This window comes from Niallia endozanthoxylica (assembly GCF_008710145.1).
Taxonomy (GTDB): domain Bacteria; phylum Bacillota; class Bacilli; order Bacillales; family Cytobacillaceae; genus Bacillus_BD; species Bacillus_BD endozanthoxylica.
In genome coordinates this window covers 129,543-152,344 of the sequence record NZ_VYKL01000022.1, presented here as the reverse complement: position 1 = coordinate 152,344, position 22,802 = coordinate 129,543, and the positions used below count along the sequence as shown (strand labels likewise).

31 protein-coding genes are annotated in these 22,802 nt (G+C 38.3%); 1 reads left to right on the top strand and 30 read right to left on the bottom strand.

The window, feature by feature from the left end; all coding sequences use genetic code 11:
- Positions 1–33 precede the first annotated feature (33 nt).
- The 10 genes from F4V44_RS15265 to F4V44_RS15220 all read right to left on the bottom strand — a co-directional run bounded on the left by F4V44_RS15265 (position 34) and on the right by F4V44_RS15220 (position 5,105).
- Complete coding sequence (locus F4V44_RS15265; protein ID WP_150440881.1) at positions 34–252, bottom strand: hypothetical protein; 219 nt, start codon at positions 250–252, stop codon at positions 34–36.
- 59 nt (positions 253–311) lie between these two features.
- Positions 312–1,088, bottom strand: coding sequence for a sulfite exporter TauE/SafE family protein (locus F4V44_RS15260; protein ID WP_150440880.1), 777 nt, complete (start codon positions 1,086–1,088; stop codon positions 312–314).
- 48 nt (positions 1,089–1,136) lie between these two features.
- The gene (locus F4V44_RS15255) at positions 1,137–1,364 is read right to left on the bottom strand and encodes a sulfurtransferase TusA family protein (protein ID WP_150440879.1); all 228 of its coding nucleotides are present in this window, start codon (positions 1,362–1,364) and stop codon (positions 1,137–1,139) included.
- Positions 1,365–1,381: 17 nt separating this feature from the next.
- Positions 1,382–2,518, bottom strand: coding sequence for an MBL fold metallo-hydrolase (locus F4V44_RS15250; protein ID WP_150440878.1), 1,137 nt, complete (start codon positions 2,516–2,518; stop codon positions 1,382–1,384).
- A 43-nt stretch (positions 2,519–2,561) separates the two neighbouring features.
- Entirely contained in the window at positions 2,562–3,131 is a 570-nt protein-coding gene (locus F4V44_RS15245) for a sulfurtransferase TusA family protein (RefSeq protein WP_150440877.1), read from the bottom strand.
- Positions 3,132–3,184: 53 nt separating this feature from the next.
- Positions 3,185–3,481 (bottom strand): rhodanese-like domain-containing protein, encoded by a 297-nt coding sequence (locus F4V44_RS15240; protein WP_150440876.1) that lies wholly within the window; start codon positions 3,479–3,481, stop codon positions 3,185–3,187.
- A 114-nt stretch (positions 3,482–3,595) separates the two neighbouring features.
- Positions 3,596–4,075, bottom strand: a complete 480-nt coding sequence (locus F4V44_RS15235) for a DsrE/DsrF/DrsH-like family protein (protein ID WP_150440875.1) — start codon at positions 4,073–4,075, stop codon at positions 3,596–3,598.
- Positions 4,076–4,141: 66 nt separating this feature from the next.
- On the bottom strand, positions 4,142–4,369 hold the full coding sequence (locus tag F4V44_RS15230; protein WP_150440874.1) for a sulfurtransferase TusA family protein: 228 nt from the start codon (positions 4,367–4,369) through the stop codon (positions 4,142–4,144).
- A gap of 82 nt (positions 4,370–4,451) precedes the next feature.
- Complete coding sequence (locus tag F4V44_RS15225; RefSeq protein ID WP_150440873.1) at positions 4,452–4,715, bottom strand: metal-sensitive transcriptional regulator; 264 nt, start codon at positions 4,713–4,715, stop codon at positions 4,452–4,454.
- Between the two features lie 12 nt (positions 4,716–4,727).
- Entirely contained in the window at positions 4,728–5,105 is a 378-nt protein-coding gene (locus F4V44_RS15220; protein WP_150440872.1) for a rhodanese-like domain-containing protein, read from the bottom strand.
- Between the two features lie 321 nt (positions 5,106–5,426).
- Between F4V44_RS15220 and F4V44_RS27395 the strand changes: the two genes are divergently transcribed.
- Positions 5,427–5,594 carry a hypothetical protein gene (locus F4V44_RS27395; RefSeq protein ID WP_191090697.1) on the top strand — a complete coding sequence of 56 codons (168 nt, stop codon included), beginning with the start codon at positions 5,427–5,429 and terminating at the stop codon, positions 5,592–5,594.
- 91 nt (positions 5,595–5,685) lie between these two features.
- On the opposite strand, the gene F4V44_RS15215 is transcribed toward F4V44_RS27395, so the two are convergent.
- The 20 genes from F4V44_RS15215 to F4V44_RS15120 form a co-directional block, all read right to left on the bottom strand.
- On the bottom strand, positions 5,686–6,822 hold the full coding sequence (locus F4V44_RS15215) for an MBL fold metallo-hydrolase (protein ID WP_150440871.1): 1,137 nt from the start codon (positions 6,820–6,822) through the stop codon (positions 5,686–5,688).
- Between the two features lie 31 nt (positions 6,823–6,853).
- Positions 6,854–7,243 carry a DsrE/DsrF/DrsH-like family protein gene (locus F4V44_RS15210; RefSeq protein ID WP_150440870.1) on the bottom strand — a complete coding sequence of 130 codons (390 nt, stop codon included), beginning with the start codon at positions 7,241–7,243 and terminating at the stop codon, positions 6,854–6,856.
- Positions 7,244–7,259: 16 nt separating this feature from the next.
- The gene (locus F4V44_RS15205) at positions 7,260–7,832 is read right to left on the bottom strand and encodes a sulfurtransferase TusA family protein (protein WP_150440869.1); all 573 of its coding nucleotides are present in this window, start codon (positions 7,830–7,832) and stop codon (positions 7,260–7,262) included.
- Positions 7,833–8,178: 346 nt separating this feature from the next.
- Complete coding sequence (locus F4V44_RS15200) at positions 8,179–8,877, bottom strand: Na-translocating system protein MpsC family protein (protein ID WP_150440868.1); 699 nt, start codon at positions 8,875–8,877, stop codon at positions 8,179–8,181.
- Between the two features lie 201 nt (positions 8,878–9,078).
- Positions 9,079–9,798, bottom strand: coding sequence for an ATP-binding protein (locus F4V44_RS15195; RefSeq protein ID WP_150440867.1), 720 nt, complete (start codon positions 9,796–9,798; stop codon positions 9,079–9,081).
- 333 nt (positions 9,799–10,131) lie between these two features.
- The gene (locus F4V44_RS15190) at positions 10,132–11,859 is read right to left on the bottom strand and encodes a PAS domain-containing sensor histidine kinase (protein WP_150440866.1); all 1,728 of its coding nucleotides are present in this window, start codon (positions 11,857–11,859) and stop codon (positions 10,132–10,134) included.
- Position 11,860: 1 nt separating this feature from the next.
- Positions 11,861–12,328 (bottom strand): GAF domain-containing protein, encoded by a 468-nt coding sequence (locus F4V44_RS15185; protein ID WP_150440865.1) that lies wholly within the window; start codon positions 12,326–12,328, stop codon positions 11,861–11,863.
- A complete protein-coding gene (locus tag F4V44_RS15180; RefSeq protein WP_150440864.1) occupies positions 12,318–12,971 on the bottom strand; it encodes a response regulator in 654 nt (217 codons plus the stop codon). The genes F4V44_RS15185 and F4V44_RS15180 overlap by 11 nt, the downstream gene beginning before the upstream one ends.
- A 95-nt stretch (positions 12,972–13,066) precedes the next feature.
- Positions 13,067–13,711 carry a sensor histidine kinase gene (locus F4V44_RS15175; protein ID WP_150440863.1) on the bottom strand — a complete coding sequence of 215 codons (645 nt, stop codon included), beginning with the start codon at positions 13,709–13,711 and terminating at the stop codon, positions 13,067–13,069.
- A gap of 50 nt (positions 13,712–13,761) precedes the next feature.
- Positions 13,762–14,985, bottom strand: a complete 1,224-nt coding sequence (locus F4V44_RS15170) for an MFS transporter (protein WP_150440862.1) — start codon at positions 14,983–14,985, stop codon at positions 13,762–13,764.
- A 5-nt stretch (positions 14,986–14,990) separates the two neighbouring features.
- The gene (locus F4V44_RS15165; RefSeq protein ID WP_150440861.1) at positions 14,991–15,266 is read right to left on the bottom strand and encodes a hypothetical protein; all 276 of its coding nucleotides are present in this window, start codon (positions 15,264–15,266) and stop codon (positions 14,991–14,993) included.
- A complete protein-coding gene (locus F4V44_RS15160; RefSeq protein ID WP_150440860.1) occupies positions 15,253–15,564 on the bottom strand; it encodes a hypothetical protein in 312 nt (103 codons plus the stop codon). The genes F4V44_RS15165 and F4V44_RS15160 overlap by 14 nt, the downstream gene beginning before the upstream one ends.
- Before the next feature lie 5 nt (positions 15,565–15,569).
- Positions 15,570–15,761, bottom strand: a complete 192-nt coding sequence (locus F4V44_RS15155; protein ID WP_150440859.1) for a hypothetical protein — start codon at positions 15,759–15,761, stop codon at positions 15,570–15,572.
- On the bottom strand, positions 15,751–16,278 hold the full coding sequence (locus F4V44_RS15150) for a QcrA and Rieske domain-containing protein (RefSeq protein ID WP_071396271.1): 528 nt from the start codon (positions 16,276–16,278) through the stop codon (positions 15,751–15,753). Before F4V44_RS15150 ends, F4V44_RS15155 begins: the two co-directional genes overlap by 11 nt.
- A gap of 11 nt (positions 16,279–16,289) precedes the next feature.
- Complete coding sequence (locus tag F4V44_RS15145; protein WP_071396272.1) at positions 16,290–16,850, bottom strand: 4Fe-4S dicluster domain-containing protein; 561 nt, start codon at positions 16,848–16,850, stop codon at positions 16,290–16,292.
- Positions 16,851–19,019, bottom strand: a complete 2,169-nt coding sequence (locus tag F4V44_RS15140) for a molybdopterin oxidoreductase family protein (RefSeq protein WP_150440858.1) — start codon at positions 19,017–19,019, stop codon at positions 16,851–16,853.
- Entirely contained in the window at positions 19,006–20,106 is a 1,101-nt protein-coding gene (locus F4V44_RS15135; RefSeq protein WP_150440857.1) for a hypothetical protein, read from the bottom strand. Before F4V44_RS15135 ends, F4V44_RS15140 begins: the two co-directional genes overlap by 14 nt.
- 251 nt (positions 20,107–20,357) lie before the next feature.
- Positions 20,358–20,558: a hypothetical protein gene (locus tag F4V44_RS15130; RefSeq protein ID WP_223881907.1), complete on the bottom strand. Its 201-nt coding sequence runs from the start codon at positions 20,556–20,558 to the stop codon at positions 20,358–20,360.
- 266 nt (positions 20,559–20,824) lie between these two features.
- Positions 20,825–21,115 carry an SAV0927 family protein gene (locus F4V44_RS15125; protein WP_150440856.1) on the bottom strand — a complete coding sequence of 97 codons (291 nt, stop codon included), beginning with the start codon at positions 21,113–21,115 and terminating at the stop codon, positions 20,825–20,827.
- A gap of 473 nt (positions 21,116–21,588) precedes the next feature.
- Positions 21,589–22,614 (bottom strand): isopenicillin N synthase family dioxygenase, encoded by a 1,026-nt coding sequence (locus F4V44_RS15120; protein ID WP_150440855.1) that lies wholly within the window; start codon positions 22,612–22,614, stop codon positions 21,589–21,591.
- Between the last annotated feature and the right edge of the window lie 188 nt (positions 22,615–22,802).

Sequence of the window (22,802 nt, the reverse complement as noted above, 5' to 3'; positions counted from 1 at the left end):
GAAATCAGCTCTCTTTTAGTAACTTGCCCGCATCTAATCTTCCTTCAATTCCTTCAGCTCATCAATCAGTTGCTTCGTCCGTTTCGCATTTCCTTGTGCAAAATTTTCAAGACGTTCTTTTAGCTCATCATCATCTTGAACCCTCTCAGCACTTATCAGATAAGTACGCATTAAATCTTCTTCGGTTTCAATTGAATGTTTAAGAACTTCTTCAAGTTTTTCCTTTTCATCGTCATTCATTCCATCAAACATAATTAATCCCTCCTATCATTGTTATCGTTTACTAACCTTTTTCTGAATATCCATTAAGCTTATAAAATATCCACCCATGTCTTTATTGCAGTAGCCAAGATTAATACTCCCATAATGATTTGTAATACTTTTGTATTCATCCTTTTTCCAACATTTGCTCCCAGTGGAGCGGCAAGTAAACTAGCTGCAACCATTATAAGAGAAGGAAGAATTTCTACTTGTCCTGTTGAGATTTTACCAGTAATAGCACCAATAGATGAAATGAGTGTAATCGCTAAGGAGGAAGCAATAGTCATTCTTGTCGGTACCTTTAATACGACAAGCATAATGGGAACTAGCAAAAATGCTCCTCCAGCACCCACAATACCTGCTCCAATCCCGACAATAAATGCTAGAATTGCGGCAAGCCACTTGTTAAATTTCACTTGGTCTAATGAAATATCATCAATACCTTTTTTTGGTACAATCATCATGATAACGGCAAGCAACGCTAAAATTCCATAAACAATATTCACTCCGCTTTCGGTCATGTGCGTGGAGCCGAGCCCGCCAATCAAACTTCCAATCAGAATACTAATCCCCATGTAGACAATCAAAGTTTTGTTAATATAGCCACCTTTGCGGTAAGCAAAAACACCACCGATTGTAGCAAAGAAAACCTGTACAGCTGTAATTCCTGAAACCTCATGTGCCGTAAAATGTCCTACCCCAAAAGCAGCTGGAATATATAATAACATTGGGAAGTTAATAATAGCTCCACCTATTCCTAACATCCCTGAAATAAATGAACCTATAAATCCAATTAGGAAGATCGTGATTATCAAACTAATATCCATCTCTTCCTCCTTTTTAGAAAAGGGAACCTATTACAGCTCCCTTTATTTTTATCCTTTTTGAATCCAAAATTTTAATACATCATTATCTTCTTCGTGTTTTAGAAGATTGTGTCCACCTGATTTTGCCCAGGCTGTAAGATCATTTTTGGCCCCTTTGTCTGTTGTATGGATTTCTAACACTTGACCTGATTCAAGTTCATTTATGGCTTTTTTTGTTTTCACAATCGGCATTGGACAAGCCAAGCCTTTAGCATCTAATACTTTCGCTGCATTCATTTTTTATTTACCTCCTATTATTCAGCATGATGAACAGCACAACGGTTAGGCCCGATTTCCAACTCTTGCATTTTAACAGAATCAACTTTTTCTACTCCACGATTAATTGCAACAATCTCTTCAAAATTTGGTGGTTTAACTGAACTTGCTGACTTTTCAACACGATTGAGAAATTCATCTTTTGTAGCCTTAAACATATTTTCATTGCGTTTTCTAATCTTTCCAAGCGTATCTCCAATATACCCAGCTGAGTTGATTTCAGTATCCAGGTCAGCATAGTGGCCAGGGAGTACAATCACATCATCAGCAATTTCTGATACCTTGTTATGAACAGTATGAAACAAGTCATTTGCCCATTCACGTACTTTATTTCCAAGGTCAGGACGACCTAATCCACTAATAAAAATAGTATCACCTGAGAATAAAAGTTTATCATTCACAAGAAATGATACGCTGCCTGGTGTATGTCCAGGTGTTTTTACAGCTAAGACTTCAAGCTGTACTTGCTCGAACTCAATCTTTTGATAATTTTCTAATGCCTCAAAATTAAATACAGCACCTTCACTCTTCATAATATAATATTTTGCACCTGTCAATTCAGCCAGCATGTTACCACCTGAGATATGATCAGCGTGTAAATGAGAATCGACAATATGAGTAATTTTTGCTCCTTCTTTTTCCGCAGCTTTTACGTAATCATCTACAAAACGTGCGGGATCAACAATGAGAGCTTCCTGACCAGATACAACCATGTACGATAAGCAGCCTTTACCTACGCGGATAAATTGGAATACCTTTAGGTTTTTATCTTCATATACTTTTACCTTTTCTAAGTACTGGCTCCAAGCCTGCATCCCGTCTTCTAATGTGTAAATATGATTAAAGCCAGCATCAACTAATTGTTCTCCAACAAATACAGAAGATCCGCCTTTAGCACAAATCACAAGCACATCTTGATTTTGAGGAATTTGATTAGCAATTGGTTCAATCCCATCAATTAACTCGAAATATGGAACATTTACATATCGAAAATTTTCTCCTTCTACTTTCCAATCACGAAAATCACTTTCATTGCGGACATCCAAAATAAACAATGTTTCTTTATTTAATACCTTTTCAGCCAGTTGTTTGGCAGTCATTACTTTTAAAGTCATCCCCAATTACCCCCTATAGTATTTTTAGTTTCAAAAAAAATTACTAAATACCCGTTGTCTGACCAGACCATTGACTCATTCCCGGAACAACATTGCTCACATTGGTAAACCCTTTTTCAGATAACTTTTGCGCAGCAAGATCACTGCGGCTAGCTGTACGACAAACCACAAAGATTTCATTTTCTTTATTTAATTCATTTAAACGGTCTTCTAATTCACCTAAAGGAATATTAATAGCATTTGGAATATGGTTAAATGCATATTCTGCAGCTTCTCTTACATCCAACACCACGATGTTTTCATTTGTCTCAAGTTTTTTTTCTAACTCTTCATTTTTAATGATGTGTGGATGCTTTTTCTCAGATGTCTCATCATCAGAAGATTTACGAAGATAATGTTTTAGCACTTCCCCTTCTTCAATCGTTCCTAAATACTGATGTCCTGAACTTTGAGCCCATGCCTTTATGTCAGATTTGGATCCTTTATCTGTTGCTTGAACTTCTAATACTTGCCCTGCCTCTAAAGTATTCATTGACTTTTTTGTTTTCACAATCGGCATTGGGCACGCCAATCCTTTTGCGTCTAAAATTACGTTTGCTTTTAAGTTCTCCATTTTAAAGCCTCCTGTTTTTATACATATTGGGGTATTATTTTTACGAAAAAAATTTATTCAACTTTACCTTCCCAAGCAAGCATTCCACCAACCATGTTTATCACGTTAAATCCATAGCTTTCAAGAAATTGCGTTGCACGGCCGCTTCTAGCTCCTGAACGGCAAACCATGATATACTCTTTTGCTTTATCTAATTCATGCATACGAAACTCCACTAATCCTAAAGGAATATGAACTGCACCTGGAACTTTTCCGGCTGCTACTTCATCCACTTCGCGTACATCAATGATATTTAATGTCTTTCCTTCATTAAATAATGTTTCTACTTCTTTTGCAGTCATTTCTCTCATTGTATTAATCCTCCTTCAATTTCTATTAAATCTAGGCACCAATGTCACCTTTGATACTATTGTAAATCCTGACTAGTCTCTCCTATATCTAGAGGATAACATTCCCCGCTTCTTCTAAATAAATAAATTAACATTTCCTTCTTGGGCATCTGCCAAATATGCAGCAACCCCTGCATATTCAATATTATCTAGCAACTCTTCCTGTTGCAGACCTAATAAATCCATCGTCATCGTACAAGCAACCAATTTTATATCCTGCTCTTGAGCCATTTCGATTAGTTGCGGAAGAGGCATCGCGTTGTGTTTTTTCATAACATCCTTAATCATTTTAGGACCAAAGCCGGCAAAATTCATTTTGGAAAGTCCCATTTTATCTGCGCCTCTTGGCATCATCTTGCCAAACATTTTTTCCATAAACCCTTTTTTCACTTGAATATTTTCATCTTTACGAAGGGCGTTTAATCCCCAAAACGTGTGAAAAATTGTTACTTCATGATCATAAGCAGCTGCCCCATTTGCAATGATATATGCAGCCATTGCCTTATCATACTCACCACTAAATAAGATAATGGTTGTCTTTTTCTTCTCTGTCATAATATTACCTCCAATATGATGTTTTTGTTACATGTACCCGTATGGGTATATTTACAGTTAAAAAAATTATCCTTTTTGAATCCAAAATTTTAAAATTTCATTTTCCTCTTCGTATTCCAGCAGCTCATGTCCACCTGATTTAGTCCAAGCGGTAAGGTCATTTTTGGCACCTTTATCTGTTGTATGAATTTCTAAAACCTGACCAGATTCCAGTTCATTTATTGCTTTTTTTGTTTTAACAATTGGCATTGGACAGGCTAAACCTTTTGCATCTAATACTTTCACTACATTCATTATTTATTTCCTCCTATCCGTTTATTACCTTTACCCCTATGGGTATAATGTTAATAAAAATAAAAAAAAGTGTCAACCTTTTTTACCGACTTTTTATTAATAGATTAACGGCTTCTTTTACTAGCTCTTCTGTATTTTTATCACCTTGATCATGATTTTTTTGAACACACTCTACTAAATTGGAACTTACAACAACCCCAATTGTTCGGTCAATAGCAGTCCTAACTGCAGATAACTGAGTGATGACTTCCTTACATTCCTTATCTTCTTCCATCATTCTTAAAATTCCTCTTAATTGCCCTTCAATACGTTTTACTCTATTTTTCATTTGATCATCATAATACATGTTTCTACCTCCTTAACGGTTCGTTTCCATTTCTAATGAATTTTCCTTTAATGAAAACTTTTCCTGTTCCATAATTGTATATCCAGTTACTCGAAAACCCTTTTGTCTTAATAAACGTATACCCATATTTTTTTCTACTAAGCTTAATGCTACTAAATGTAAATCACGATTTGGGATTTCATGATAATTTCTCTTTAGATAGGCAATCGGAATATTGATGGCTCCCTCGATTGGATTCTTACAAGATTCATTAAAATCCCTTACATCTATTACATTTATTTTATCTAAATCAAGATCACTAAAATGATTACACTGGACGCCAAGAACAGGAAAATACCTTCTATATAAAATAAATATGACAATCGCTGTACTCAAAATTAAAAATGTCATTCTAACCTCCATAAATTGAAACTTCCATCAGTGGGGGTCTTACTGCCCGTTAAGAGTGGGATAAATTAAAGAACCCCTCAACATGTTCTATATTATACCCCTATAGGTATAATGTCAATCTTATTTTTGTTTCATCTTCCTTTTCTGCTTTATTTTATATCCATTGAAATCATATACATCCTATTTCGTTCACTTTTATTACCCACCCTCCATAAGATAAATAGTAAAAAGTGAAGGATTCCTATTGTAAATATACGATGATGCTGTATAATTCATAGTATAAACATAGGAATTAATGGAATAAGGATGGTGAATCTGATTATGGGTTTTATAAAGAATCTTTTTGTTGAACATTGCCCAAAATGTAAGAAGGCATTAGAAACTCAACATTCCAATACTTTAAAAGCAATTGTCATTAAATCATGTCCAGATCAGCATTATCAAAAAGAGTTTCATCCAGCTCTTGAAACATATATTGAAAGCCATTAGATTAGTAATAAATAAAAGGTAGCGATTCAAGCTACCTTTTATTTTTCTTCTCTTTTTTCAAAAGAAATTCATGTAACTATTTCCTTACCTTCTACCTGACAGCACAGCGATTTGGTCCAATTTCCATTTCTCTTTGCTTTTCTTCATCCGGAGTCATTTTTCCCATGTTTGTTTCCCGAATTTCCTGATATGAGTTTGGTTGTGGAGGTAAGTTTTCTGTTACTGTTTTTCTAAACTCATGTTCATCTGCAATATTTAACCCATGATTCTTTTGATACAACTCACCTAGCTTTTCACCTATACTTCCATCCTCATTCATTTCTTTTATACTCATATAATGAGCTGGCAGAACCAATAAGTCATCCGCAAGCTCTTTATATCGGCTGTATAAGGTGTTTCTTAAATCTCCTACCCAATCTTCTGCTTTTCCTGCTAAATCTGGGCGGCCCATGCTATCAATAAATAAAATATCTCCTGTTAATAAATATTGATCATCAATTACAAACGATGTACTTCCAATGGTATGCCCCGGAGAGTAAACGGCTTTAATGATTGTGTTCCCAATAATAAATTCATCCTTATCATGAATTGGATCATACTCAAAGTGAACTTCTGCAGCATCTTTGGGCGGAAGACAGTAAGTCGCACCTAATTTCTCAGCCAGTTTTCTTCCTCCGGAAATATGATCTGCGTGTAGATGTGTATCTAAAGCATAATTTAAATGAATGTGATGCTCTTTAATAAAGCTTTCGTATGGTTCAAGCATACGATTAGTATCAATTATAGCGCCTTCTCCATTGGATTCAATTAGATAAGACAAACACCCTTTGCCTATACGAACAAATTGATAAATGGCTCCTCCATTTTTTAAATTGCCAATTTTAATCGGCTCTAAATGCTCACTCCAAGCCTTCATACCACCTTCAACGGAGTATACATTTGTAAAGCCTGCTTCAGCAATTTGCTCTGCTACAAATTCGGAGGACCCGCCTTTTGCACATATTACATAAATTTCCTTATTTTTGGGCAACTTATCTTGTATAGGGTCAATCCCTTCTAGTAAGTCAAAATACGGGGCATTAATAATCTCAATATTTTTCCCTTCAATTTTCCAATCATCAAAATCATCTGTATTCCTAGCATCAATAATAAACAAGTCTTCATGGTTTAATACTTTCCTTGCTAGTTCTTTTACAGTGATTGTCTTTATAGCTGTTGCAGTTACCATTTTGCCCCTCCTTTTTAAATGAAGTTATAGTCTAAAAAGTTAGTGTCACATCAGCATCTTTAGCAAAAGTTAAAAATGTAACAGCTCCCCCAACATCAATTCCTTCAATAAAATGCTCCTTTTCTAAACTCATCACATCCATTGTCATTTGACATCCAATCATTTTGACTCCCAGTTCTCTTGCCATTGAAACCAGTTCCTCAATAGGCGGGACATTGGCTTTTTTAAAGCCTGCTTGAAAATGTTCTGTTCCTGCAGGCATAGGTAAATTTTTATGGGCTTCTTTATGAATAAGATTTAACCCTTCAAACGTAAAAAAGATTGCTACCTCTGCATCTGTTGCAGCGGCGGCTGTTGCAATGTTGAAGACTTTATAGGCATCGAACATACCTCCATTTGCAGCAATAATCGCTACCTTCATTCGTTTTCCTCCTTAATCAGTGGCTTTTATCAATTGCTCCTATCCAATCCTTCATACCAGGAACTACATTCTTTACATTTTTAAACCCTTTTTCTGTTAGTTTTTGGGCAGCAAAATCACTGCGGTTTCCGGTTCTACAAATGATATGAAGATTTTCTGTATCATTTAATTCTTCAAAGCGATGCTCTAATTCTCCAAGAGGTATATTAATGGAACCCGGAATATGACCAAAAGCATATTCAGCTGGTTCTCTAACATCTAAAACGGTAATTTTCTCATTTCCATCTAATTTATTTAATAGGTCGTCTAAACTTACAACATCTGCATGCTTGGCCTCTGTTTTCTCTTCTTCGGTTCTCGCTTTTCGAAGATAATGTTTTAAAATATTATCTTCCTCAACGGTTCCTAAATATTGATTACCCGTACTATCTGCCCAAGCTTTCATATCAGCAGTAGAGCCCTTATCCGTTGCTTGTATTTCTATAACTTGTCCAGGCTCAAGTGTAGTCATTTCTTTTTTTGTTTTCACAATAGGCATAGGACAGGCTAATCCTTTTGCATCTAACACTTTATTAACTATAACCTCCATTAATCTTTCCCCCTTTCAAATATTTATTATTTTTCTAAATCGTTTTTCCATGCCAATATATTGCCTGCCATATATTTCACGCCCTAATCCTGAATATTTTTATAAGACAAAAAAACCATCCATTTAGATACTTTTCAGCCTCTAAATGGATGATTTCATTTTTTATCGATATTTGTAATCAGAATTTTTCAGTCTCTCTGGACTGTATTAAAGGTAATATTATGTTATTTATTATATTAAAATAATAAAAAATGCGTTTCAATCCCCTTGTTAAACAGATTTCAGAGAATAATTTCCACAAATGAAGCGGCTAATTCTTTTCAAATCCTTCTATGTCTTTATTCCCTTAATTCTCTCTATATTCTTTATTAAAAATAAACACAATATCATTACGATCTTTTTCATAATCCCAAATGATAAAAATATCTTCAATCGAGCGGTTAAAAATATCCTCAAATAAATGTTTACAGTTCATATATTCTTTTTTTATTTCCCTAGCTTGGTGAAGCAATAAATCGAAGTCCCCTTTTTGATACACAAATCGTTCTAATTGTAACAGTACACCCTTTGACTCAATCGTACAAATGTTTTGTGAATAGCTGACAATTTTTAAACAGGTCGCTTTTTTATGAGTCTTTGAACCTATTTCATCCAGCAGCTTTAAAAGTGATTTTTCAAAGCTTACCTCGATTTGTTCCTCCACCATATCATTAATCTCAAATAGAAGAATTCCTGTGTTTCTTTCATAATCCCAATCAGATCGGAAATATTCATACAAATTCCCCAACACCTTTTCCACTTCGGGAATAAAGTCTTTTACCACCGTATTTATAACAGTGGAGCGAAAATTGGTTGCAAGATTTAATTCGTTACTGTTGATCAACACTTCCTCTGCAGGGATAATGAAATTTCTCATATAGACATAGAATCGTTTCCCTTTCTGCATAACATAACAGGTTTCTGGTCCTTTTCCAAACCTCCGCTTTAACTGCTTACTTAACTTGCTGCTAAGGTACTGCATATTCTCCTGAGTTGTTTTAATCATAGGATTCTCCTTTCAGAAAAAAAGACCTAACCTCTCATAAAAGAAGCTAGGCCACGGCTTAAACGACTTTTATAAATCGTTTGTTTCATATACCCTATTTCTAGAATCAGTCTTTAGTAGTATCAATATCAATATCTCTGCCATCACGGATAACTCCTGAACGTTATACATAATATTATTAATATTTACATTATACAGTAATTATTTAAAAACTGCCGGTAAAATAACTTCTATACAAGTTCCATCATTGTTACTACTAATATTTACTCGTCCTTGATGTTCTTCGATAATTTGGCTGCTGACATGCATCCCAAGACCTGTTCCATATTCTTTCGTAGTAAAAAATGGTTCACTTACCCGCCCAAGCATGTCAGACGGAATCCCGCAGCCTTGGTCGATAATTTGGATTTGAATGGTGCTTTTAAAAGGATTGAAACCCTCAACAAAGATAGTACCTCCATCAGGCATAGCTTCAATGGCATTTTTAATATAATTAATAAACACTTGTTTCAACTGGCTCTCATCACCCACTACCGTTGTCTCTCTAAAATTGTATCTTTTGACAATTTGAATATTATTTAATAGTGCGTGTGACTCCATTAACATAAGTACTTGATCTAGCAATACTTGCATAGATAACTTTTCATACTTTATTTTCGCTGGTTTTCCAAGAACCATCAGTTCTTTTAAAATAGCCTCCACCCTGGCAATCTCGGATTCCACTACTTCAAAATACATAGGCTCACCTTTGTAGTCAGCCATAATTAATTGCAAAAAACCTTTTATAGCCGTAATTGGATTTCGGATTTCATGTGCAATTCCAGCAGCCAATTGACTTGCCACTGCATGTTTTTCTGACTGCAGCTGCTTATCCAATTCGCTCATTGATAAATTGCTTTCCAATCTTTGCTCTATCACCATTTGGATTCTACCTCCCGTTTTTTTAGCAGAAAATAAAAAGCCAAAATAAGCATAGTTCTTCCAACTACGTCTTATTCTGGCTTAAATTCTAGCATCATATCTAGAAACTCATTGCCTATTAATGTTAGAACACAAACTTCCTGTTATAAAAAAGGTCATTCTGATAGAATAGAGCGAAATATCCCTATATCCAATATTAATACTAACGCACGCTATCTAAATTTTCAATCAATTTAACTTGATTTAATGGAATTGTAAAATACGTTCCTTCTGACTAAAGCTGCCAGCCAAACTGACAGCTTTCATTTCCAGCAACCAATGCATTAATTGCTCCTACTTCGGTACTTCTAAAACAATCCTTGTTCCCTGCTCTTTAACCGCATGAATAGATAGTATACCTCCAACTGCTTTGGCTCTTTCTTCCATGCTGAACAGACCTACACCGCGTGAAACCTGTCCTATATCAAAACCTTTTCCGTAATCCTCGATAACCACCCGAATTTCGTTATCCATTTCTCGAATCGTCACAAAGGCTTCATCTGTATCAGCATATTTCCGAACATTTGTTAATGTTTCTTGGATAATACGATAGATAGTTATTTCTTTATTCGCACTTAATCGGCTTTGCAGATAACAGTCAAAATGAACATTAATCCCACTGTATTCAGAATAACGAACAAGATAGGAACGAATCGCAGGAATTAAGCCAAGATCATCTAACACAGATGGGCGCAATTCCCAAGAAAGATTGCGAAGCTCTTCAATAATCGCAGTTGCTTCGTCCTGCATCTGATCTAGCAGTGGATGACTGATTTCAGATTGAAGCCGATTAATCGTTATCAAATGGCTGTATAAATTTTGTCCAATCCCATCATGAAGTTCACGGGAAATCCGTTTCCGCTCATCCTCTTGGACATCTATAATTTTTGTCATCATTTTTTGCAGTTCCTCTTCAGCATTTTTTCGCTGCGTAATTTCATGTCTTATCGCTAGATACTGATAAGGCTTGCCATCCCTATCAAGAAAAGGAACAATGGTCGTATCCACCCAATAATAGCTGCCATCCTTCGCACGATTTTTGATCTCGCCTTTCCACACTTTTCCGGTTGCGATTGTCGTCCATAACTCAGTGAAAAACTCCTTTGAATGGTAGCCGGAATTGATAATTCGATGGTCCTTTCCAATCAGTTCCTCCCTTGAATACTGTGATATTCGACAAAACTGTTTATTAACGTCTGTAATCGTTCCTTTTTGATCTGTTATCGCAACAATAGAAGATGCGTCGAGTGCAAATTTCAGATCCATCAACTCATGTATAGATTTTCTCAATTCCTCGACAACCCGCTTATATTCAGTAATCTCCTTACGGATAGCCAAGTATTTATATGGTTTGCCTGTGTCATCTAGGAAAGGAACAATCGTCGTATCCACCCAATAATTAGTGCCATCCTTTGCCCTGTTTTTAATTTCTCCATGCCAAATATGGCCGCTTGAGATTGTAAGCCACAGCTCCTCCATAAATTCCTTCGAATGGTATCCAGAGTTAATGATTCGGTGGTCCCTTCCAATTAATTCCTCTGGGGAATATTTGGATACCTCACAAAATTTATCATTTACAAAAGTAATTTTTCCTTTTTCATCCGTAAAGGCAACGATTGTCGATTCGTTTAGAGCGTAGAATAAATCAACCAATTCATGTATAGGGTATGATTGATGTTTATTCAGCCTTGATTGATCTTTCACTACATGAAACGTCATTAAATAATATTGCTCTCCGCTAAGACTAAAGGAATTTACACGAAAGAAAAGAGAAATAGTACGGCCATCCCTATGTATACCGTGATGGTGGATAACCATTCCCTCTTTTATAGTCTGAAGGTCAGCTTCTGGCATGAGTATACGAAGAGCTTTTCCATTTAATTCATTCTCTTGATAGCCAAAGTTGACACATGCCTGCCTATTGGCAAAAGAGATGATGCCATAGTCATTAACAAGAATGGTTGCATCACTGGAACTAGGATCAATCTTGTTTTCTTTATTTAAAGGATTATTCCTGTCCATTCTATTTCCTCCTGTTACTGCTTAACTTTTCCTCCAACCCCTTTGCAGCCAATAAAACAACTCGATGTTCAGTTTCCGTAAAGATTCGCTTTGTCCGATTCCCCACCAATAAAACTCCTTTTGGCATTCCGTTAATCTGAATGGGTACAGCATAAGCAGATAAGAGATTTTCGGCCAGCATAATCGGGTACTCAAGTACCTTTCCTGTAATATGATTAGGAAAATCCTCTACTGTCATCGGCCTTCCTGTAGAGATGACTTTACCTGCTATCCCTTTTCCATAACGGACTGTAATTCTCATGTATTTTTCGTTACTGTTTCCAGCAGCGTAATGCCATCTAACATCAGGTCCGTCACTATTTTGGATAGCCAAACCAACAAAATCACAGTTCAATTCAGCTAATAACTGTTCACAGCATGCCTCAATATGCCGGCAAGTACCCTCTTGGCTGCACCTTTTATAATCCATATCCTAATAACCCCTTTTTTAAAGCTAATGCCACAAGCTCTGGTCTTGTCTTCATCTGGAGCTTTTCCATTAGGTTCCCTTTGTGGGTTTCAACTGTCTTGACACTGATAAACAGCTGTTCCGCAATTTCTTTATTCGAAAAACCCTTCGCAATCAAGGTAAGTACCTCTTTCTCACGATCGGAAAGGAGTTGAAACGTATCAGCAGTTCCTTGCTTGACGCTTCCCAAATACTCCTCCATTAATCGTTTCGTTGCAGAAGGATGAAGGTATGCATTTCCACCTGCCACAGAACGAATAGCCCCCACAAGCTCCTCCTGAGGCGCACTTTTTAAAATACACCCCGAAGCTCCTGCTTGAATCGCACGGAATAAGTACTCCTCGTCGTCATGCATCGTCAGAATCAAGATAGTCACTTCCGGCATCAATTTTTTCAATTCCGAGGTAGCCGATAAGCCATCTTTTCCATGGGGCATACTTAAATCCATAACTACTACGTCTGGTTTAAGTTCAAGCGCCTGCTGAATTCCTTCATTTCCTTCAGAGGCTTCCCCAATGACTTCCATATCCTCATGATTATTTAACAGCATTCTCAAACCCATTCTAACAACAGCATGATCATCGCAAAGTAATATTTTAATCAAGCCAATCCCCCCTAACCTGAGATCGATACCATTTAATCTGAAAATAAAACACAATAAGGGGATTGCACGTTGCAAACCCCTAAATCAATATTCTACTATAACGGTAGGAAAAACTCTATAGAAGTCCCTTCCTGCATTCGAGAAGATATAGTACAGCTTCCGCCAATCAAACCCATTCTTTCAATCATCGAAGCAAGACCTGGCGAATGATCCATGGCTGCTTCAACGTCAAACCCCTTGCCAAAGTCTCTTATTGAAATGAATAATCCTTCCGGTTCCCATGTTAAAGTGATGTCTGCCCGAATGGTATCGGCGTGTATTGCGATATTGGCCAATGCCTCCTGACAAACTCGAAAAAGAGTAATTCTCTCTTTTTCTGAGATTTCCACTTCATCTCCGAAAACGTTAAAATCCACTTCAATGCCATATGTTGACGTGTATAATTTTAAATAAGTTTTCATAGCTGAAAGTAACCCAAGTGTTGTGAGAGTAGGAGGATGTAATTCTACAGCCAAAAGCCTTACTTCTTGAATTGTTTTCTCCAGCAATTGGGTCATATCTTCCATATACCCCTTCATTGACTGATCTACATTTCCTTCGATTAACTGCAAACCTGTATAAAGGCTGTATAAAGTTTGACCCACTCCTTCGTGAAGCTCAAGGGCAATTCGCTTAAGCTCCTGTTCCTGCGCTTGAATAATGTAGGAACTGATATTTTCCTTTGTCGGCTGCGTTTTCATTCCATCCCTCCTTCCTCATATTGATATTTCACATAAAAGCAAATGAAAGTTTACGCCTTTTTCATATTATTGTTTCGAATCTTGAACATACTTCCCTCAACAGCTCTGTCCAAATCATTTTTGGCTTGAGCCATTTTTTCCTGATAATACATCCAGACTACCAGAATTAAGCTGGCAAGAGCAACTTCCGATAAGGCCATAAAACCAATGGCATAGTGCCCTGTTATATTAAACAATAATGATAATAAGATTGGCGGGAAAAATCCTCCCAAGCCGCCCATCATCGATACAATACCATTTGCAATACCAGCCTGCTTTTGAAAGTATAATGGCACCAACTTAAAGATAACACCGTTTCCGACACCGGCACAAAACGCAATCGTTAAACACCCAAAGGTATACCATGCAAGGGATGGAGCAAAGGAAAGAATCATCGCTGAAACTGTATAAACTCCAAACACAAACATAAGTAAAATAAGAGAATGAAAACGGTCAGCCAGCCAGCCGCCGATTGGACGCATAATCGTAGCGACCACAATAAATCCGGCAGTACGCATTCCTGCATCTACTTTTTCTAAGCCAAAGTTTGAAACAAGGAAGTTTGGCAGATAAACGGTAAAGGCAACAAATGAGCCAAAGGTAATAAAGTAAAATAAACAAATTAGCCACAGCTTTTCATTTTTATACACACCTTTTATTTGCTCGGAAAGTGTTGTTTTTACTCTCGGTTCTTTTTTATCACCTAAGAAAAAGTTCATTAGGATAAAAACAGCCAAAATGACTAGGTAAATTTGAACAGTCACAGACCAGCCAAATTTCGTTGCAAGCATTGGAGCAGCAAAAGTTGAGACAGCTGTTCCAAGATTTCCAGCACCATAGATTCCATTAACAAAACCGTGGCGTTCTTTCGGATAGTACTTCGGCAAAGACGTTACCCCGACGGAGAAAACGGCTCCGCCAATTCCTAGAAATAATCCGCCAATTAATAAATCAGCTAATGAATTAGCAATACTGATATAATACACAGGAAATAACAACAAAACAAAGCTCAGTAGAAATATCACTCTGGCACCAAACTGATTCGCGTAGAATCCTAACGGAACCCTGAGAACAGAACCTAAAATAACCGGAACAGCTGTTACAAGCGCCAGCTGACCTTCAGGAATGGCAATATCCTCTTTAATAAACGGCATTAAGGAGGAGATTAAAACCCAAATCATAAATCCAACAATCAGATTCATTGTTTGTAATGGAAGCTGGATTTTTTTTATCATTGTGTTCACGCTCTTTTCTTAATTACATAATATAGTTGTGATTGTTGATCAAAAGCAGTCCATGCATTTTCAGCTAAAGAAACACTAGCTGTTAACGGAATAGCAAAAAAGTGCCGGCGGTCAAAGTAAATGCGCAGATGAGTATGGTCTGGACACAGCTCCAGCTTTTGGATTTCTTTTGGCACAAAAGGAGCCTGCTCTTCTCCATCTTTATCAAGGATGGCAACCATTACCTTTTGAGAAATAAAGGGTTGTAAGTCTTCCATTTTAATGTGTTCCACAGCTGCCACAGCCTCTCTTTGCCGGGTATACATTCATCTGATAGCCCTGCAGATACTTCCAGAATGCTTCGTCTGCGTGTTCTTCGATATAATCAATCGTTTCCTGTTCTGACTGCCATCTGCTCATTCCCTTTACTTCAGCAACGACAATTTCAATTCCATCCTCTGTCTTCTCATCTAAGTACCAATTCAAGCGAATATCTTTAAAAAGTTCTGCAAGCATTTGATCAATTTCAGCAGCAAAATGACCTATTGCCTCTCTGATAAAACAAAAATCAAGGTATGTTTCACTGTTCATAGGATTCACGCCTTTGCATTGATTGTTTTTTTGTATACATAAATGGCAGCAGGGAAAAGAAAAATATTTAATCCCCCAAAGATTAATGTATTAGTATAATTTTCATAATAATATTGATGAACCATGTACTGAGTAAAAATGACATTCAGCATCAAAATGATGCATAGTACGGCTACACCCATAACCCTAAGCTTCATAACGTTTCACCCTCACTGCATAAACTGCCCCATTTTCAACCTTTAACTGAATCTCAGGAAGCGGACGACGCGGAGGTCCTGCAATGGGAACACCTGTCTCGACATCAAATTTACCGTGGTGACAAGGACACAGCATGACATTCTGTTCCTTTTTCCAAAATACTGGACAGCGAAGATGTGTACAGGCATTTTGATAGGCAACATATTTATTCTCTGCTAGCCTGACTAATAGGGCATCGTCATGTTCACCAGGGAAAGCAAACTCGACTGCTTCACCGACAGGAATGTCACTGATATCTGTAATCTTTTGATGCGGATATTCCTTATCCCCAAGCCCCATCAATTCCTTGGCAGCTACAGCTCCCCACGGAAGGGAGGAAACAGCAAATGCGCCTGCTGCTCCTACTAAAGTTTTCATAAACCCGCGTCTATCTAGTTTTCTTTCATTATTCCGCTCAATATTATGTGTATAATTATCCTCATTAAAGGGGATTTTATTATTTTTATCCGATGGCATTCTATTACCTCCTAGAACAGCTTTGTTGTACCCTGTAAAATACCAGGCAGATTGACTTTTACATTCGTTTCGCCTTCAAGATATGGCAGGCTTGTCACCCACATATCATTATCCAGGTTGAATTGTTGTTTCTTATTCTCAATTTCTTCATCTGTCAGCCATTGAAGTGTGTTGGTTGGACAGACACTCGCACACATTGGCGGGATATTATCCTTTGTCCGGTCAATACATAAATCACATTTATACATTAAGTTTTGCTCGGTATCAAACTTCGGTATACCGTAAGGACAGGCAATGGTACAGTTTTGACAGCCGATACATTTTTCCACTAATGCTGATAGAACGGCACCTGTTTCGTGAATTTGGATTGCCTGGGCCGGACAGCTTCTTGCACATGCCGGGTTAACGCAATGAAGGCACATAAGCGGCATCGTCTGTCGGTCCTTAAGAGGATTGACATCATACACATAGTTTCGATTACGCTCTTCATGTCCGCCGCATTGTGTACATGCCGCTAGACAAGAACGACAGCCTATACAATTCTCTAATTCGATATACAGCCTCTTTTGCACTTAAAGCACCTTCTTTGTTTCAACTTTTTCCATCTGCGCTGCGCAGGCCTTAAATTCAGGCATACGTGACATCGGGTCAAGCGCTGCAATGGTTAATAGATTAATAGACTGTTCGTGACCAAAATGATATGGAACAAAGACTGTGTCTTTTCTAATCGCTTCCGTAATTTTCACTTTATAAATAGCCTCGCCTCTTCTTGTAAACAAGCGGACTCTTTCTTCATGTTCCACGTTATATTTTGCTGCTGTTTCAGGATGCACCTCGACATACGGCTCCGGGCACATATCGCGTAAGAACTGAATACGTCTTGTCTGGTTCCCTGATAAATAATGATAAACAACACGGCCTGTCGTTAAGCGAAGCGGATATTCTGCATCAGGCTCCTCTGCCGGCGGACGGTAAGGCAATGCACAAATTTTCGCTTTTCCATCCGGATGATAGAATTTTTTATCTAAGAACATATGCGGTGTCCCAGGATCGTTTTCATCCTTACAAGGCCAAAATACTCCATCCTGTTTGTCGATTTTATCCCATGTAGCACCATAGTAATCTGCGTAACCGCCTTTACTTGCCAATCTAAATTCATCTGCCACATCTTTTGCTGTTTTTAGATGAGAGAAGTATTTTCCTCTTCCTAGACGTTCGGCAAGTTCTACTTGCATTTGCCAATCCGGCTTTGATTCGCCGATTGGTTCCTGCGCTTTGTTAATCTTAATGATGCGGCCTTCTAGGTTTGTCACTGTTCCTTCATCTTCAGACCAAGTAACAGACGGAAGAACCACATCGGCAAACTCTGCTGATTCAGATAAATAGAAGTCAGCACATACCATGAAGTCCAAATCTTTTAAAGCTTTTCTTACGAAGTTTAAATTAGGTGCAGATACTGCCGGGTTTGAACATAATAAATACAGACCACGGATGGTTTTTTGTTCCATCAGTTCGAACATTTCATAAGCCGATACACCCGGCTGCGGCATTTCTTCTGGTGTAATTCCCCAAACCTTACAAACTTCTTCCACATGTTTAGGATTGGTAATTTTTCGATAGCCTGGTAATAAATCTGACTTTTGACCGTGTTCCCGGCCGCCTTGGCCATTCCCTTGACCGGTAAATGTAGCCACACCTGCCTTTGGACGGCCAATTTTACCTGTTACTAAAGCCATATTGGTATAAGCTGATACATTATCAACACCCTTATGCTGCTGTTCAATACCGCGGGCAAACATCACGACAGCATTCGGAGCTTTTCCGTAAATTTCTGCTGCACGGATGATTTTTTCAGGCGCAACACCTGTAAGCTGACTCGTATATTCTGGAGTAAACTCTTTTACAAGCTCTTTTGTTTCTTCAAATCCATTTGTATGGTTCGCAACAAACGCTTCGTCCGCATAACCATTTTGAATTAATAGATTTAAGATTCCGTTTGCCAAAGCAAGGTCTGTTCCTGGACGCAAATCAAGATGAACGTCTGCTCTTCGTGCAATTGGTGTTTCACGCGGGTCGGCAACAATGAGGTAGCCTCCTCTTTCCTGTACGTGCCATACACGGAACATGGATGTTGGATGGCATTCTGCTGTGTTGCTTCCGGCAATAAATAAGCAGTCTGTTTCATGGATATCCGTCCAAGGCAATGTTGAACCTCTGTCCACACCAAATGAACGAAGGAAGCCTCCGGCCGCACTTGACATACAGAATCGCCCATTATAATCGATATAACGTGTTCCAAGAGCAACACGGGCAAACTTTCCAGTTAAATAGCATTTTTCATTTGTCATTGATACACCGCTGAAAACAGACAATGTATCTTTTCCATAGTTGTTTTGCAGCTCTGTAAACTTTTTCGCAATTAAATTATATGCTTCATCCCAGCTTGCTTCACGAAAGCCCTCTTTCGTTCCTTTTAAAGATGCATCATCACGAATAAGCGGCTTTAATATACGATCATCATGGTTTGTCTGCTGGTACGCTGTAACCCCTTTTGGACACATCTTTCCATGTGTGACAGGCCAATCATAACGAGGTTCAACCCCAATAATTTTATTTGTTTTTGTATCTACTCTTAAGTTCATACCGCATTGCATGCCGCAATAGGAGCAATGCGTTTTAACCAAGGTTTCATTTGGATGTCTAACATTCTCTATTTCTCTAAAAAACTTATCCCTTTGCATTCTGGTTTGCCTCCTTAACTTTTACCTCGTGGGTAGGGAAACCGGAAAATTGCGCAATCCGGTACTTTCTTCGACATGGAAGACACAGTTCTGCAAGATGGTGGCCTTCCTTCGTTTTAAACTCGATATCGTTAACTCCTAGAACATCAACTACGTCTTTTGACTGTTCTACAGAAACAAATTCATCACCGCAAACTTTACATTCTTTCATAGATTGTTCCGCATAGTGTTCTCGGTAATTTCTTGCCAGAACACTCATTGGTCGGAACGGAATGTGCGCCAATTTTCCAAATGGCAGATAGATTAATGTAATAATCACGGACCATTGGTGAATTAAAGACATGGCAGGCTGCCCTGCGCCGTGTAAAAACATATTCATAAAGGTAAGTGCTAGTCCTGTAATACTTACTAACAACAACAGATATAATGGAAGAAAATCATAAATGAATTTTTGCTCTGCTCTCGCCTGCATATTTTTCAAGCGGCGGTATAGAGCCATTGTTACTCCAGTAATAACCATGACAGCTGAAATGTTTAATGCGTTATAAGATAAAGTAGCGATTAGACCAGTAGCCTCTACAGTCAAGACTTTCACACCCATAACGATAATGTTGTAGTAGCCATTATCATTCATCGTGAAGTACATCCAGCCGAACACAAGCGGGAAAGTGACACAAATAGCAAGTACACATCCCCATCCGATTAATAAGTGCTGGGTCCATCGGTAAATTCCCCTATTCCAAATGAATCTGTATGTAGCTAAATGCTCAACAGATGTTTGTGGTGTGGATTTTCTAAAAAGAAGCTTAAGACCTTTTTTGATAATGATTTTTGTCGGTGGTCTTTCACCCCAAGCAATAAATCGATAGAAGAAGCCCCCAATAAATACGAGCGTTCCCACCATATAGCCATATAGATTTAAATCAATATGCGTAAACATTCTAGTACCAATAAACGTTAAGATTGCCAGCCCGCAAACAGCTAGAAACATAGATTTAGCAAAATGAGAGGCAAAAGCATTATTAATTGATTTTTGATTTTCCTTTTTTACCTTTGCCTTTGCATTTGCTTCAATATTTGTCTGCATAATAAATCCTCCTTATTCCCGCAATTCCTTAACCTTATTGTAAAAAACTACACAAACTTTCTACATCGGGGAATTTCCCTATTCGGTCAGGGAAACTCCCCTATTCTGCAAAATTCGACATAAACAAGGTTTGCACCATATAAACATGTCAAATCTATGACATATAAAAAACCCAATCCACATGATTGGGTTTTTTATATGTTTACTATTATGTTAATTAAAAGAATGGGTACAGTTTGACTAGAATCAACCTACAATACATTACTATTAGAAAGCTCCCTGTTACTTCGCAATCCTCGTTTTTCTAGAATTGGCAGCACATGATCGCGAAAGTAAGGAAACTCAGCATTATAATCAATAAAAGATAATGTTGTTCCCTTAAAACCAGCTTCAGCTAATGATGTAATACCGTCTACTACCTGTTCAGGTGTTCCTACTAATGGATTTCTCATATTGGATTTCCTTCAAATTGGAAAGAACTTTTAATAAATATTAATAATCGTAATTATTAAGGTTAAGAGAGTGAATTTGTATCACTCTCTTTTCTTTATATTGCAAAATAATAATTATCTAAGAAGTATATATTCATAAAACAATGGATTCCCTTCGTAAATGAACGCTTGTTCATAAATTGCGACTTCTTAAAATCTCCGTAACAAGGACTGATAACCATCTCTTTAAGTCCAAATCACCATTTCTTTTATCGATTTCCAGGTTATTAAAAAAGTTCTAGTAATTGACCTTTGTCCAATACCATATAAAAGAAGTCCTTAAACTTGTTAATGTCGGTATTTTGAATGCCTAGCTGCCCTCCCCAGTAATTTGCATCAGAAATATCATCATAACTTAATAAAACCATCCGTCTGTTTTGAATGGACATTACCATAGCCTTGCCCAAAAACATTTCTGAATGCACGATAACAATGTCATATCTATAATCCTTGGAAGCAATGCAATAATATCGTACCATTTGGTTTTCTGTTTCATCTAGTAAATAATCTAGCGCCATGTTAATTACCTCCTTTATAAAAAATTTTATAGAACCAGATACCTCATTTGAATCATAGCAATGGCCTCATGAATTTCATCGTTTAAATAAATTACCTTCAGCTTCATATATGATAGCTGTTACTGTACTTACTTTTCCTCAGACATTAGTAAAAGCAACAAATTTTAATTTAAAAAGGGCGCCTTTTGAATGGCTCCCTTCCGTATTAAAGGTTAATCTATTCATTTGATTCACCTATTTTTTTATAGATTAAGGTAGTTAGGGCAAACTCCTCCACTGGGTATGTGTCTGCATTTTTCGCAGTTGCGCCACACGTGAAGGTGCGCCGGGTGGAAACGCCTTCGACCCGGCCGAATCGGGAATATTCGGCCGGGTCGATTTAGGGCAACGGCTCACGAACCTCGGTACCCTGCAAAACCACACCGAAGAGTGCTTTGCATATCCTCAAGGGTTAAGAGACCGTGAGCAGTCCCTTAAACCGGTGCGTTCTCATTTTGTGTCTCCTGCAGGTGCGGGTAGACGTACACAAAACGCCCGTACTTGTATTCACCGCAGGTAAAGGTGTTTTCGCTGGCCGGATTTTCCTCATCCACGCAGGTCGGCACAGTTTCAACAACCGCGTCATAGTCGAGGTCGAGGAAGAACCCAACTGAGTATCGAGACTCTCCGCTCGTGTTGATGACCCGGTGCAAAGTCGAGGAGTATCGACCATTGGTCATAGACTGTACCAGATCACCGATGTTGATGGTGAAGGCGCCTTCGACAGGCGGTGAGTCTATCCATTCGCCCTCCTTGTTACGAACCTGCAGACCGCCGACGCTATCCTGGGACAGGATCGTCAAGAATCCGTAATCGGTGTGCGCTCCGATACCGATCTCGTTCGCGGCAGCATTAACTTGCGACGGGTAGTGAAGCAGACGCTGGATTGTGATCGGTTTGCGCTGCAACTTCTCGAAGTAGTCCGCCGGAAGGTCGAGGCTGATAGCAAAGGCGCTGACCAGCTTGCGCGCAAGGGCCATCATCGCATCGTGGTACTCCTCGCAGACATCCTTGAATTCGGGCAGTTCTGCGGGCATCAGGTTGGGTCCGAAGAACGGGGACACTTCCTCCCCGTGGACGCCGAAATCGAAAGCTTCCTTGAGGTCACGGGTGTTTTCCGGGTCAGCGTTCTCGCCATACGGAGGGATGTAGCCGCGCACCGTCTGACCGGAGTTGGCGATGTGCAGACGCTCCTTGGCCTCTGCCGGCAGATCGAAGAATTGCTCCGTGGCCTGATACATGCGATCAATCAAGTCCTGAGGGATGCCATGGTTCTTGATGGAGAAGAAACCGACTTCCTCGCAAGCCTTACCGATCGCCCGGGCGACGCTTTCTGGATCACTCCCGTCGACTAGAGCTGCGATGTCAATCATCGGAATCTCGCTGAACGCCGTCTGCTTGCTTGCAATACTTCCCTCCGGTGCTTCGATTATGTTGGGTTTTCCTAAAGGTTTATTCATATTTATCCTCCTCATAACTCATAATTAAAGTAGAATCTCTACAAAAAAATTTGAATAACTAAATAAAAAGTATTTTTCTCCTTTCTAGTAAATTAATATTCGTAATATTTTGAATATTTTATAGGTTTGATATTAACACGAAAACGAACTGTTGTAAATCATTTTTATCAAAAGGGACTATATATTCC